A 14,258-nucleotide genomic window follows, 5' to 3' on the forward strand; every position below is an offset into this window, starting at 1 on the left:
GATGAAGAAGCGCCGCGCCCCCTCCCCGGTTCCCCCGGATTTCGCCGGGGCTGGACTGAAGCTTGCGCTGAAGAAGACTAATGTTTTTAAGCGTTCCAGCAATCTGCCACCGAACGATCTATCCGGCGATGTGTTCTAAATGTGGACGCAAAGTCACGCACTTTGGTCGGGCTCGTCGCGCTGCGGGGCCTCATCGGGGCGCAAGAAAAATCCTATGACGGCTGACGGCGGGATTGGGCGGCCCTATCCCGCCGGACCGTGAACCCCAGCGGCCGGGCGCCGCGCCCACGCCGACGGAACGCGGCCTCACCCGATGAACCGGCCGGTCGCGCGCCCTCTGCCGTGCCGCTCAATGGCGCGGCGGATGGTCGATCAGGCTGTTGCGGGCGCCGAGAATATGCGCACGCATCAACGCTTCCGCCCACGCCCCGTCGCGCGACCGGATCGCGGTCAATAGCTTGCGGTGGTCCGAAACGCTGCGGTCGATCTCGCTGGCATCGAAGCTGGCATAGGTGTTGATCAGAAAACCGATGTCCATCAGCCGGTTGGCGGAGTCTTTCAGCGTCGGATTCCCGGCCGCGTCGAGGATCGCCTGGTGGAAGCCGAGATTGAGCGATGACAGCGCGTCGACCGCATCCTCGCGCTCGCCGCGACGCGCCGCGGCGGACAGCTCTTCCAGCTCGGATTGTATCCCATCCAGCCGGGCGAGATGGTGCTCCTCGTGCCGCTCCGCCGCCAGCCGCGCGGCGAAACTCTCCAACATCGCCCGCACGTCGTAGATCTCGGCGATCTCGTGGCGCGCGCGCGATTTCACCGCCGTGCCCGAATGCGGCGTCATGTCGACGAAACCGTCGCTCGCCAGGCGCACGATGGCGCTGCGGACCGGCGTCCGGCTCGCCCCGAAGCGGTCGGCCAGAACCTCCTCGGTGATCCTCTCGCCGGGCTTCAATTCGCCCTGCACGATGGCGCGGCGGATGTCCTCATAGACCCTGTCCGCCATCCGCGGCCCGGACTTAATCCCCCGCTTAACCACCAGCGATGCCCTCGTTGAACACAATTGTCGCCCCTTTCAGGCATTTTCGACTTCTTACTTGACCCATTGGATACAATGAGCGAGATAACCACTCATTGAATTACATCAGCGCCCGATGGCCCCGTCCAGACGGGCGCACTGCGGGAGGGTCACTTTGAAGCCGCTGTCCGGAATTCGCGTCCTCGAAATGGGGCAGTTGATCGCAGGTCCCTTCTGCGGTCAGCTCCTTGCCGATTTCGGGGCCGATGTCGTCAAGGTCGAGCCCCCCAAAACCGGCGATCCGATGCGTCAGTGGGGCCGCGCCAACGACAAGGGGCAGCCGCTCTGGTGGCCCGTCATCGCCCGCGGCAAGCGCTCCATCACCCTCAACATGCGCCTCCCCGAAGCCCAGCAGGTCGTCCGTGAGCTCGCCGGAGAGGTCGATATCCTCATCGAGAACTTCCGCGTCGGCCGCATGGAAGAATGGGGTCTTGGATACGATGCGCTGAAGGCGATCAATCCGCGCCTCATCATGGTGCGCGTCACCGGCTTCGGCCAGACCGGGCCTTATGCCGACCGCGCCGGGTTCGCCTCGGTGTGCGAGGCGATGGGCGGCATGCGCTATATCGCCGGCTATCCCGACCGGCCGCCGGTGCGCGCCGGCATCTCCATCGGCGACACGCTGGCGGGGCAGTCCGGCTTCCAGGGCGCGCTTCTGGCGCTGCACCACCGCGACCGCACCGGCGAAGGCCAGATGGTCGACGCCTCCATCTTCGAGTCGGTGCTCTCGGTGATGGAAGCGGTCGTCTCCGAATATGACGGCGGCGGACATATCCGCGAGCGGTCGGGCAGCATCCTGCCGGGCATCGCCCCGTCCAACGCCTACCCGGCCAAGGACGGCAAGATGGTCATCATCGGCGCCAACGGTGACAGCCTCTACCGCCGCCTGTGCGAGGTGATGGGCCAGCCTGAACTCGCCACCGACCCGCGCTTCGTCAACCACCGCGCCCGCGGCGACAATCAGACCGAACTCGACGCGCTCGTCGGCGAATGGACCATCCAGCACGACGCGGGCGAGATCGTCGACCTGTTGTCGGACGCCGGCGTGCCGGCCGGCCTCACCTACACCGCGGCCGACATGATGACCGACCCGCACTTCGCGGCGCGCCAGTCGATCACCCGCGTGGAGGACCCCGAACTGGGGCCGATCGCGATGCAGAACGTCTTCCCGAAGCTGTCGGCCACACCCGGCGCGATCGAGAAGACCGGCCCCAAGCTGGGCGAACACACCGACGACGTGCTGTCCGGCTGGCTGAACTACGACGCTGAGCGCATCGCCGCGCTGCGCTCCGCCGGCGTCGTCTGAACGCGGCGCCGACCCGGCCCGCGGCCGGGGCGCGCCCATAGATTTCCGAAAGGGAGGAAACCGATGAAATTTCTGAAACTCGCCTCGCTCGCCGTGATCGGCACGGCAGCGGCGGCCGGCGGCATCGCCACGGCCACCCCCGCGCTCGCCACCGACTGCATCGCCCCGTCCGATCCCGGCGGCGGCTGGGACTTCACCTGCCGCACCATCGGCCGCCTCCTCACCGAAACCGGCGTGATCGACGAGACGGTGCAGACGACGAACGTCTCCGGCGGCACCGGCGCCGTGGCCTTCGCTCGCGTGGCCGGCAGCCGCGCCGACGACGAGAACCTCATCGTCGCCACCTCCTCGGTCGCCATCACCCAGATCGCCCAGGGCAAATATCCGGGCGGCACCGACACCATGCGCTGGCTCGCCATGCTGGGCGCCGACGTCGGCGTTCTGGTGGTGCCCGCCGACAGCCCGTTCCAGACGCTGGACGACTTCCTCGCCGCGGCGAAGGACAACCCGTCCTCCATGGTCGTCGGCGGCTCCAGCGCGGCAGGCGGGTGGGATCACCTGCGCCTCCTGATGCTGGCCGGTGAAGCCGGCATGGAGCCGGACGCCTACAAGTCCATGCGCTGGGTGAACTTCAATTCCGGCTCCCCGGCCGTGACGCAGATGCTCGGCGGGCAGGTCCAGGCCGTGACGACCGACATCGGCGAGATCGGCGGCTTCGTGCAGTCCGGCGACATCCGCATCCTCGTGGCGATGTCGGACGAGCCGATCCCCGCCTTCCCCGATGCGCCGACCACCGCATCCCTCGGCCTCGAGATGACCGGCTACAACTGGCGCGGCTTCTATGTCGGCGGCGACGTGTCCGACGAAGCCTATGACGGCTGGGTCGAGAAGATGAAGGCGCTCTACGACACGCCGGAGTGGAAAGAGGCGGCGCAAGCCAACGGCCTCATCCCGATCTGGCGCGGCGGTGCCGAATTCTCCGAATATGTCGACCAGCAGGCGGCCGATACCGAGGCGGTATCGCGCGAAATCGGCGTCATCAATTGAGCGATCGTATCCTCGGCATCCTCTTTCTGGGGCTGTCGATCTGGTACGGGTATACCGCGGGGTCCTATGAGGCGAGCTTCGGCGACCCTCTGGGGCCCTCGGCCTTCCCGCAGATCATCAGCGTCCCGGCGGCGCTCGTCTCGCTCGGCCTGATCTTCAGGCCGGACCCCGACCCGGCCTGGTCGCGGGGGACGGTGCTGCTGCGGCAGGTCGCGGCCCTCGTCCTCTTCGTGGCCTACGCGCTCACGCTGGTTCCGCTCGGCTTCGTCCTGTCGACCTTCCTCGCCGTGTCGCTCTTCGCCAAGCTCATGGGTGCGCCCTGGGTGAAGGCGGGGGTGGCGGGCCTCATCCTGTCGCCGGCGCTCTTCGTCCTGTTCGACGTGCTGCTCGGCCTGCCGCTGCCGCTGGCACCGTCGCTCTGAGGAGCCCCCGCTCGCATGGACACTCTAGCCTTCCTCGCGCAAGGTTTCGCCGTGGCGATGACGCCCACGAACCTGCTCCTCGCGCTGTTCGGCTGCATCGCCGGAACGATGATCGGCTCGCTGCCCGGCCTCGGCCCGGTCAACGGCGTCGCCATCCTCATCCCGCTCGCCTTCACGCTGGGCCTCGACCCCACGTCGGCGCTCATCCTGCTCTCGGCCGTCTATTATGGCGCGATGTATGGCGGGCGCATCTCCTCCATCATCCTCAACATTCCGGGTGACGAACCGGCGATCATGACGACGCTGGACGGCTACCCGATGGCCAAGAAGGGCAAGGCCGCCGAGGCGCTCGCCATCTCCGGCGTCGCGTCCTTCATCGGCGCCACGGTCGCGACGCTCGGCCTGACGCTGTTCGCCCCGCTGCTCGCCAAGGCCGCCATCTATTTCGGCCCGGCCGACTACTTCGCGCTCTACGTGCTGGCCTTCGCCACCATCGGCGGCGTGTCGGGCATGAACCCGATGAAGACGCTGCTGGCCGCCTGCATCGGCCTGATGCTGGCCACCGTCGGCCTCGACCCCAGCACCGGCACCGCGCGCTATACCGGCGGCTCCTACGACCTCTACGACGGGTTCGACCCCATCGTCGCCATCGTCGGCCTGTTCGCCATCTCCGAGATGCTGATGCTGTTCGAGGGCAACCTCGGCGCAACCGCGATTCCGTCCGTCGGCCGCGTCGTCCCGCGCATGAAGGACATCCTGTTCAGCCTCGGCGCCACGCTGCGCGGCTCTGCGGTCGGCTTCATCGCCGGAATCCTGCCGGGCGCGGGCGCCTCGCTGGGTGCGGTGATGTCCTACTCGGTCGAAAAGCGCGTCAGCGACAAGAACAAGACCTTCGGCACCGGCGACCCGCGCGGCGTCGCAGCGCCCGAGGCGGGCAACAACGCAGCCTCCGGCGCGGCGCTGATCCCGATGCTGACGCTGGGCGTTCCGGGCTCCGGCACGACGGCGGTGATGCTGGCCATGCTGATATCGTTCAACGTCCAGCCCGGCCCGCTGCTGTTCCAGAACCAGCCCGACATCGTGTGGGGCCTCATCGCCTCGCTCTACATCGCCAACATCGTGCTCCTGGTGCTCAACATCCCGTTCATCGGCCTCTTCACGCGGCTCTTGATGCTGCCGCAGTGGGTGCTGATGCCGTTCGTGCTGATCGTCAGCTTCCTCGGCGTCTTCGCCATCTCCAACTCCGTCCACGGCCTGCTCGTCATGATCGCGTTCGGCGTACTCGGCTATGTGCTGCGCAAGATGGAGATTTCGCTGATCCCGGTGGTGCTCGGCGTGCTGCTGGGGGGCGACATGGAGGACAACCTGCGCCGTGCGCTGTCGATCTCCGGCGGTGATCCGTGGATCCTGGTGCACAGCCCGATCTCGATCGGCCTCTACATCGCGACCGCGGCGCTCCTCGTGATCGCCTTCGTCTTCGCGGAGAGGTCGACCCCCGCACCCGGCACTTCGCATAACGTGAAATAAGCGGACGGGCCGTGCGGGCGATCGCGCGGCCCTTCGCAGCGAGAGGGAACGACATGATCCAACATGACCGCAGCACCGTGACGCTGATGGAGGTCGCCCCGCGCGACGGCTTCCAGTCGATCGCAGAGCCGCTGCCGACGGGCGACAAGATCGCCGCCATCCAGCTCCTCATCGATTCCGGTGTGAAGCGGATGGAGCTCGGCTCCTTCGTCAGCCCCAAGGCGATCCCGCAGATGGGCGACATGGCCGACATCGCCGCCCACTTCCGCGGTGAGGACCGATGCCGCATGTCCGTCCTCATCCCCAACGTGAAGGGGGCGGAGCTGGCGCTGAAGGCGGGGTATCCGGACCTCGTCTTCGTCTTCTCGGTGTCGGAATCGCACAACCGCAACAACGTGCGCCAGAGCGTGGACCAGTCGCTCGGCCAGCTCGCCGATGTGGTCGCCGTGGCGGGGCCGGACGCCAAGCTGCGTGTCGACCTCGCCACGTCGTTCGACTGCCCGTTCGAGGGGACGGTTCCGCTGGATGCCGTGCGCCGCGCCTTCGCCCGCGCGCTTCAGATCGCGCCGAACGCCGAGTTCGCGTTGTGCGACACCACCGGCCGGGCCGACCCGCTGACCGTGGCCGCCCGCTTCTGCGCGGTGATGGCCGATGCACCGGACGTCACCAAGTGGGCCTTCCACGGCCACGACACCTTCGGCATGGGCGTCGCCAACGCCCTCTATGCCCACGCCACCGGGGTGGACGTGATCGAGTGCGCGGCGGCGGGCCTCGGCGGCTGCCCCTTCGCCCCCGGCGCCACGGGCAACACCGCCACCGAGGACCTGCACTTCGCTTTCGAGCAGGGCGGCATTGCCACCGGCATCGACCGGGCGAAGCTCTTGGAGGCGGCCGACGCCGTTGCCGCGCTCCCCGGCGGCAAGGTGGCCAGCCACCTGCGCATCGTCCCGCGCAAACGCGCGACGACCGGCGAGGCGGTCGCACAGCTCGCCTGAGGCGATCCGGGCGCCGCAGAAGGTGCCCGCCTCGGTCAAGGCTTGTGCCGGAGGCCGCCCTTCGGCACGGGGCCGGCCCGCGCAAGTCCGGCCCCAGCATCGTCGATCACCGTCCGGGCGGTTCTGTGTCCGCCTGTTTGCGAGATTGATCGAGGCTCCTCATGATTGCGCGTCTGCCCGTTTGGCTGAAACTCACCGCCGTCAACGTCGTGGTGATGGTCTCCCTCATCGTCGCCCTGACCAGTTTCGCTGTGGTGACGATGAAAGCCAGTGTCAGCGACCGGCTTCAGGTCAACCAGGTTCAGAACCTGCGGCTCGCCGCGATGGAGCTTGCCGCCGCCATGGACGGCGTCACCATCGACATCAACGGCGGCGAGGTTCGGCGCATCACCGTTGAGACGTGGCCTGACTTCGCCACCGAGGCAGCGGCCGACCACGAGTTCATCGACCGCCTCGGCGTCATCACCGGCGAGACGGCAACCATCTTCGCCTACGATCCGGCGCAGAAGGACTTCGTCCGCCGCACGACCAACATCATCAAGGACAACGGCGAGCGCGCCGTGGGGACGGTGCTGGGCGCCAAGAGTGCGGCGATGGCGCCCATCATGGCGGGTAAGCCCTTCCTCGGCACCGCCGTCATCCTGGGCAAATCCTACCGCACGCTCTACCAGCCGATCTTCGCCGCCGACCCGTCCATCCCGCAGACGGCGGGCGGTGTCGCGGGCATTCTCTATGTCGGCGTGCGCGACGCCGTGCTCATCGCCGAAACCAACGCCTTCACCGGCAAGCTCAGCCTGATCGCCTTCGGTGTCGCCGCGGCGGGTATCGCGATCTCGGCCCTGTTCTGCTTCGGCCAGCTCCGCCCGCTGCGCCGCGCCGCCGACGACATGACCGCGCTTGCCCGCGGCGAGCATCTGGAGATGACACAAACCCGGAAGGACGAGCTTGGTGCCATGCAGGCCGCGCTGATCGAACTCGCCGAAGTGTCGGAGACCGCCACCAAGCGGGCGCAGATCATCGAGCAACTGGACCTGCCGATCCTCACCGTCGAGCCGGACAGCGCGCAGACGGTCACCTACGCCAACGCCGCGGCGCTCACCCTTTTCGGTCAGCTTGCGGGTTCCGGCGGCCAGGTCCCGGCCAACCCGGTCGGCCGTTCCGCGCGCGACGTTCATGCCGAGGCGCGCAACGCCGCCCAGTCGCGCCGCAACTCCAAGCCCGTGAAGATCGGCGAGGAGACGGTCATCTTCCACGCCGTGCCGCTGAAGAACGCGGGCGGGCGGGATGCGGGTGTGTGCCTGTCCATCGACGTCGTCACCCAGCGCGAGCGCACCGCGACGCAATTCGAGACCGACGTCGCCGATCTAATGACCAAGGTGTCCGGCGCCGTGACGATCCTGAAGGAGCGCACCCACGCGCTGGAGGATGCGGCCCACTCCGGCACGTCCGATTCCGGCGAGGCGGCGCGCGTGGCCGTGGAGGCGGCGGACGCGGTGCGCACGGTGGCCACCGCCGTGGAACAGCTCAACAGCTCGTTCGGCGAGGTGGCGGAGCGGATCGCCCGCAACGCCCAGCTCGCCAGCGAAGCGTCGACGACGACGCAGGGCGCGTCCCAGTCGGCCGAAGCGCTGGAGGTCGCGGGCAAGCGGATCCAGGAGGTGGTGAACCTCATCGCCGGGATCGCCGAGCAGACCAATCTCCTGGCGCTCAACGCCACGATCGAGGCCTCGCGCGCCGGCGATGCGGGCAAGGGTTTCGCCGTGGTCGCCACCGAGGTGAAGTCGCTGGCCGAGCGCGCCGCCAACGCGACGACGGAAATCACCTCCGAGATCGAGCGCTTCAATGCCGCCGGGCGCACGCTGCTGGACGCCATCCAGCAGGTGGCCGAATCGATCAAGAGCGTCGACGAGGTGTCCGCCGCCGTGGCCGCTGCGGTGAACGAGCAGCAGGTGACCACCACCGACATCGCCCGCACGGTACACGAGGTGGCGTCGAGCGCTGAACGTGTCCGCTCGCTGTCGCAGAACGTGAGCACGGTGGCCGGGCGCACCGGGGAGGCGGCCGGCGAGGTCAGCCGTGTGACGCTGGAGCTGGACCAGACCGGTCAGGAGCTGACGAAGCGTTCGGCGAACTTCCTCGCCTCCATCCGCACCGCAGCTTAGACCCTTTCGAAGCCCGCCCGCCGCTTCGCCCCCCCTCGGTTGGTGTGGCGCGCGGCGTGCGACCCGGCCTGCTGAGCCGCCGCGTCTCCGGTGACCGCCGCCCTGCGGCAGTGGCGCGCCCCCGCCGCCGCACCTTCGCGCCCCGGCTCCCCCCGAGGCGCGGGCGGCGCGTCAACCGCCATGCCAGCGCAGCCGGGCCGGGCGTCGGTCGCGCTGCACGCCTCGGACCGGCTGATGGCATAAGAAACGCGCGGTCACACGGCCTGATCGGCGCCGCCGCTCGCCGCGGCCGATGCGCGGGCGACCGCGACGTCAGCCCGCCGCCCTTCCTCCTGCAGCCGCGCACGTTGCGCCCCTCCGTCGAAGCCCGCCGGACGAGCCCGGCGGCTGCATGGCAGCATCCCCGCAGGCAAGCACCAGCGGGCGCTCCCAGCGCTTCCCCATCGCCAAACGCGCGGAAAGCTGCGGCACGCCGCCGCGGTTCTGGCCGCTCGCCCCAACGTTGCCGGGCGATTCGGCACCGTGACGTGCCCAGGCGACGAGATTTATGGGCCTTAGCACTCTTTCCGTCGAACCCATCGAAGTTAGATCTGTTCAAGATCCTAGGAGGCCGCCGTCGACACCCGGCCTCCTGCGTTTTGCCATGCCCGCCTTCGCCCGGCGCGCAGCAGCAAAGGAATGTATTTTAATGGCCAAAGGAAAGAGCATGAGCTTCACTCGTCGTGACGCCATGGTCGGCGGAGCGGCCGTGACCGCGGCTGCCATGTCCACTCAAGTTTTCGCCCAATCAGACAGATCAGCGGCCGCCGGCGCCGCCGCCGGAGCAGGTGTCGCCGCGCCGCGCGCCGCCGCCACCGACGTCGGCTTCACCGTCAACGGGACCGCGCAGAAGCTCACTGCCGCCGACAACCGCATGACCCTGCTGGACGCGCTGCGCGAAACGCTGCAGCTCACCGGCACCAAGAAGGGCTGCGACCACGGCCAGTGCGGCGCCTGCACCGTCATCGTCAACGGCCGGCGCATCAACTCCTGCCTGTCGCTGGCGGTGATGCACGAGGGCGACGAGATCACCACCATCGAAGGGCTCGGCTCTCCGGAAGAAATGGGGCCGATGCAGACCGCCTTCGTCGAGCACGACGGCTATCAGTGCGGCTACTGCACGCCGGGCCAGATCTGCTCGGCTACCGCGGTGCTGGAGGAGATCAAGGCCGGCATCCCGAGCCACGTGACCCGCGACCTCACCGCCGACATGCAACCCACCGCGGCCGAGATCAAAGAGCGCATGAGCGGCAACATCTGCCGTTGCGGCGCCTACGCCAACATCCTCGCCGCCATTCAAGACGTTTCGGAGAACAACGCGTGAGAGCCTTCTCCTACGAGCGCGCCACCTCCCCGCAGCACGCCGCAGCGCAGGCCGCGGAGACGGGCGGCAAATTCATCGCCGGGGGCACCAACCTCCTCGACCTCATGAAGCTCGAGATCGAGACCCCCACCCATCTCATCGACGTCAACGGGCTCGGCCTCGACATGATCGAGGACACCGCGGACGGCGGACTTCGCATCGGCGCCCTGGTCCGCAACACCGACCTGGCCGCCCATGAGCGCGTGCGCCGTGATTATGCGGTGCTGACGCGCGCCCTCGTCGCCGGCGCTTCCGGCCAGTTGCGCAACAAGGCGACCACCGCCGGCAACCTCCTGCAGCGCACCCGCTGCCCCTATTTCTACGACACCAACATGCCCTGCAATAAGCGCAATCCGGGTTCCGGCTGCGCCGCGCTCGAGGGCTTCTCCCGCCAGCTCGGCATCATCGGCACCTCGGAGGCGTGCATCGCCACGCACCCGTCCGACATGGCAGTGGCCATGCGCGCCCTCGATGCGGTGGTGGAGACGGTGAACGCGGCGGGCGAAACCCGCTCCATTCCGCTGGAAGACTTCCACCTTCTGCCGGGCGATCATCCCGAGGTGGAGACCGTCCTCGGCGAGGACGAGTTCATCACCGCGGTGACGCTCCCGGCCCCGGTCGGCGGCCGCCATTTCTACCACAAGGTCCGCGACCGCTCGTCCTACGCCTTCGCGCTGGTGTCGGTCGCGGCTGTGGTGCAGCCGGACGGCTCGGGCCGCGTCGCTCTCGGCGGCGTCGCGCCGAAGCCGTGGCGCCGGGCCGAGGCGGACGCCGCCCTGCCGAACGGCGCATCGGCGGTGATGTCCACGCTGCTCGACGGTGCCAACCCGACCGAAGACAACGCCTTCAAGGTCCGCCTGTCCGAGCGCACGCTCGCCGCGGTCCTCGCCGAGGCGCAGGAGTAAGTCTCATGGAATTCAACAATCCTGCGGGCAACAATCTCTTCGACAAGGCCAAGGTCGTCGGCCAGCCGATCCGCCGCCTGGAAGGGCCGCTGAAGGTCACCGGCCGCGCCGCCTACGCCTATGAGCGGCACGATGTGGCCTCCGGGCAGGTCTACGGCTACCCGGTGGGCTCGGCCATCGCCAAGGGCCGCATCACCGGCATCGACACCTCCGCGGCAGAGGCCGCGCCCGGCGTCATCGGCATCGTGACGACGCTGGAGCACGACCCGATCGAGGGCGTGTTCGACTACGATCCGGTGCGCCATTTCGGCGGCAACGAGGTGCTGCACTACCATCAGGCGATCGCGGTCGTGGTCGCCGAGACGTTCGAGCAGGCGCGCGCCGCGGCCAACCTCCTCAAGGTCGACTATGCGCGCGACGAGGGCGCCAACTTCACCCTCTCCTCCACGCCCGAGGCGGCCGGCGAGACCGATCCCGACCCCGCCCAGTCGACCGGCGACTTCGACGCCGCCTTCGCCAGCGCCGCCGTGACGCTGGACGAGACCTACACCACCCCCGCCGAGTCCCATTCGATGATGGAGCCGCACGCCACCATCGCCGCCTGGGACGGTGACCGGGTGACGCTGTGGACCTCCAACCAGATGATCGAGTGGGGCCGCCAGTCGTTCGCCAAGGCGTTCGGCGTTCCGGCCGACAATGTGCGCGTCGATTGCCCCTACCTGGGCGGCGGCTTCGGCGCCAAGCTGTTCGTGCGGTCGGACGCGGTCTTGGCCGGCCTTGCGGCGCGCAAAGTCGGGCGCCCGGTGAAGGTCACGCTGCCGCGGCCGATGATCGCCAACAACACCACGCACCGGGGCGAGACGATCCAGCGCATCCGCCTGGCCGCCGACGCGCAGGGCCGCCTCACCGCGATCGGCCACCACAACGCCACCAACGCTTTGACCGAGGCGGGCGGCGAAGACGCGACGCTGCCCACGGTGGCCTTCTACGCCGCGGCGAACCGCCAGGTGGTGAACGCCCCGGCGCACATGAACCTGCCCAACTCCAACGCCATGCGCGCGCCGGGCGAGACCGCGGGCCTGATGGCCTTCGAGATCGCGATGGACGAGATGGCCGCGAAGTGCGGCATGGATCCCGTCGCCTTCCGCATCGCCAACGACACTCAGGTCGACCCCGGCAACCCGGATGTCCCGTTCTCCGACCGGCATTTCGTCGAGTGTCTGGAGCGCGGCGCGGCGGCCTTCGGCTGGTCGAATCGCAACACCGCGCCCGGCGCCACGCGCGACGGTGCGTGGCTGATCGGCCACGGCGTCGCGGGGGCCTATCGCCCCGCGCCGGTGATGACGTCCGGCGCGCGCGTCGCCCTCACCCCTGACGGACGGCTGAGGGTCGAAAGCGACATGACCGACATCGGCACCGGCTCCTACACGGTGATGGGGCAGACGGCGGCCGAAGTGCTCGGTCTGCCGTTCGAGGCGGTGTCCGTCGAACTCGGCGATTCGGCCTATCCGGTGTCTGCCGGTTCGGGCGGCCAGTGGGGCGCCGCCAGCGCCACGGCCGGCGTCTATGCCGCGTGCGTCGCGCTGCGCGAAGCGATCGCCGAGCGCCTTGGCGTTCAGGAAGGCGACCTCACCTTCGAGGACGGCATGGTTCGGCACGGCAACACCTCCACCCCGCTCGGCGAGGTCGGCGGCGGCGAGGAGATCGTCGGCGAGGACTCGATCGAGTTCGGTTCCTTCCGGTCCGACGATGCGCTGGTGGCGACCTTCGGCGCGCACTTCGTCGAGGTCGGCGTGCATGCCTATACCGGCGAGATTCGCGTCCGCCGGATGCTGGCAGTCGCCGACTCCGGCCGCATCCTGAACCCGATGACGGCGCGCAGCCAGATGATCGGCGCCATGACGATGGGTGTCGGCGGAGCGCTCATGGAGGAGCTGGCGGTCGACGAGCGCTACGGCTTCTTCGTGAACCACGATCTCGCCGGCTACGAGGTGCCCGTCCACCTCGACATCCCCGAGCAGGAGGTGATCTTCCTGGAGACCACCGACCCCTATTCGACGCCTCTGAAGGCGAAGGGCGTGGGCGAGCTCGGCCTGTGCGGCGTGGCGGCGGCGTTGGCGAACGCCGTCACCAATGCCACCGGCGTGCGCGTGCGCGACTATCCGGTGACGCTGGACAAGATCATCGACGGTCTCCCCTCGGCCTGATCCGGCCGCACGGCGATCCGACGAAGGCGCGGCACTCCGGTGCCGCGCCTTTTTTCATGCAAGGCGCGGCGTTACCACCGCGGCTCCGGCCCATCCTGCCCGCCCTCGCTTACGGCTGGATGGCGATCTTCAACACGCCGTCGCGCTGGTGGGCGAAGAGGTCGTAGGCCGCCTCGATATCGTCCAGCTTGTAGCGGTGGGTCACGAGGGGCCGCGTGTCCAGCCGGCCGGAGGCGATGACCTCCATCAGCCGGCGCATGCGCTCCTTGCCGCCGGGGCACAGCGTGGTGCGGATCGTATGGTCGCCCAGCCCCGCCGCGAAGGGTCCGAGCGGCAACGACAGATCCCCCGAATAGACACCGAGGGACGATAAGGTGCCCCCCGGTCGAAGCACCTGAAGGGCGGCGCCGAAGGTCGCCTGCGTGCCGAGCGCCTCGATCGCGACGTCCACCCCGCGCCCATCGGTCAGCCGCATGATCTCCTCGACCGGGTCCACCGCCTTGAAGTCGACGATATGGTCCGCGCCCATCCGCTTCGCGATGGCGATGCGCGCCGGCACCGTCTCCACGGCGATGATGGTGGTGGCGCCCATCAGCCGTGCCCCGGCGGTCGCGCACAGGCCGATCGGCCCCTGGGCGAACACGGCCACCGTGTCGCCGATCTTCACCGTGCCCGACTCGGCACCCGAAAAGCCCGTGGACATGATGTCGGGGCACATCAGCACCTGCTCGTCGTCCAGCCCGTCCGGGATCGGGGCGAGGTTCGCCATCGCGTCCGGCACCAGAACATATTCGGCCTGCGTGCCGTCGATGGTGTTGCCGAAGCGCCAGCCGCCGAGCGCCTTGAACCCGTGCTTCGTCCCCGCACCGTCCTGCGAATGGCAGCCGCACAGACAGGCATTGCTGGTGCCAGACGGGGTGATGGCCCCGGCGATCACCCGCTGCCCCTCCTCGAACCCGGTGACGGCCGCGCCCAGCTTCTCGATCACCCCCACCGGCTCGTGACCGATGGTGAGGCCCTTCGCGACCGGATACTCGCCCTTCAGGATGTGAATGTCGGTGCCGCAAATGGTCGTCGTGGTGATCTTCACCAGCGCGTCCAACGGGCCGACGTCCGGCACTCTCTTGTCGTCCAGCACGATGCGGCCAGGCTCGACGAAGATCGCGGCTTTCATCATGTGCGGCATCGCATTTTTCCCCCAGGTGTCATTCGA

General features: G+C 68.7%; 11 protein-coding genes. 9 read left to right on the forward strand and 2 right to left on the reverse strand.

Features of this window, described 5'->3' with window-relative positions:
• Positions 1–349 precede the first annotated feature (349 nt).
• Positions 350–1,000: a GntR family transcriptional regulator gene (locus BIX52_RS07690; protein WP_075220451.1), complete on the reverse strand. Its 651-nt coding sequence runs from the start codon at positions 998–1,000 to the stop codon at positions 350–352.
• A 187-nt stretch (positions 1,001–1,187) separates the two neighbouring features.
• Here BIX52_RS07690 and BIX52_RS07695 point away from each other — a divergent pair, with 187 nt between their 5' ends.
• From BIX52_RS07695 to paoC, 9 genes are all read left to right on the forward strand, one after another.
• Positions 1,188–2,378 (forward strand): CaiB/BaiF CoA transferase family protein, encoded by a 1,191-nt coding sequence (locus tag BIX52_RS07695; protein ID WP_205647731.1) that lies wholly within the window; start codon positions 1,188–1,190, stop codon positions 2,376–2,378.
• A 63-nt stretch (positions 2,379–2,441) separates the two neighbouring features.
• Complete coding sequence (locus BIX52_RS07700; protein WP_075220453.1) at positions 2,442–3,425, forward strand: Bug family tripartite tricarboxylate transporter substrate binding protein; 984 nt, start codon at positions 2,442–2,444, stop codon at positions 3,423–3,425.
• Complete coding sequence (locus BIX52_RS07705) at positions 3,422–3,847, forward strand: tripartite tricarboxylate transporter TctB family protein (protein ID WP_075220454.1); 426 nt, start codon at positions 3,422–3,424, stop codon at positions 3,845–3,847. The genes BIX52_RS07700 and BIX52_RS07705 overlap by 4 nt, the downstream gene beginning before the upstream one ends.
• 15 nt (positions 3,848–3,862) lie before the next feature.
• Positions 3,863–5,374 carry a tripartite tricarboxylate transporter permease gene (locus BIX52_RS07710; protein ID WP_075220455.1) on the forward strand — a complete coding sequence of 504 codons (1,512 nt, stop codon included), beginning with the start codon at positions 3,863–3,865 and terminating at the stop codon, positions 5,372–5,374.
• 53 nt (positions 5,375–5,427) lie between these two features.
• Positions 5,428–6,369 carry a hydroxymethylglutaryl-CoA lyase gene (locus BIX52_RS07715; RefSeq protein WP_075220456.1) on the forward strand — a complete coding sequence of 314 codons (942 nt, stop codon included), beginning with the start codon at positions 5,428–5,430 and terminating at the stop codon, positions 6,367–6,369.
• A 161-nt stretch (positions 6,370–6,530) separates the two neighbouring features.
• Positions 6,531–8,531, forward strand: a complete 2,001-nt coding sequence (locus tag BIX52_RS07720; protein WP_075220457.1) for a methyl-accepting chemotaxis protein — start codon at positions 6,531–6,533, stop codon at positions 8,529–8,531.
• A 688-nt stretch (positions 8,532–9,219) separates the two neighbouring features.
• A complete protein-coding gene (gene paoA, locus BIX52_RS07725; protein ID WP_075220458.1) occupies positions 9,220–9,894 on the forward strand; it encodes an aldehyde dehydrogenase iron-sulfur subunit PaoA in 675 nt (224 codons plus the stop codon).
• The gene (locus BIX52_RS07730) at positions 9,891–10,838 is read left to right on the forward strand and encodes an FAD binding domain-containing protein (protein ID WP_075220459.1); all 948 of its coding nucleotides are present in this window, start codon (positions 9,891–9,893) and stop codon (positions 10,836–10,838) included. The genes paoA and BIX52_RS07730 overlap by 4 nt, the downstream gene beginning before the upstream one ends.
• A 5-nt stretch (positions 10,839–10,843) precedes the next feature.
• Complete coding sequence (gene paoC, locus BIX52_RS07735; RefSeq protein ID WP_075220460.1) at positions 10,844–13,045, forward strand: aldehyde oxidoreductase molybdenum-binding subunit PaoC; 2,202 nt, start codon at positions 10,844–10,846, stop codon at positions 13,043–13,045.
• 109 nt (positions 13,046–13,154) lie between these two features.
• Here the strand turns inward: paoC and BIX52_RS07740 are convergent, their stop codons facing one another.
• Positions 13,155–14,231, reverse strand: coding sequence for an NAD(P)-dependent alcohol dehydrogenase (locus BIX52_RS07740; RefSeq protein ID WP_075220461.1), 1,077 nt, complete (start codon positions 14,229–14,231; stop codon positions 13,155–13,157).
• Positions 14,232–14,258: the final 27 nt, after the last annotated feature.

Source organism: Acuticoccus yangtzensis, assembly GCF_001927245.1.
Classification (GTDB): Bacteria; Pseudomonadota; Alphaproteobacteria; order Rhizobiales; family Amorphaceae; genus Acuticoccus; species Acuticoccus yangtzensis.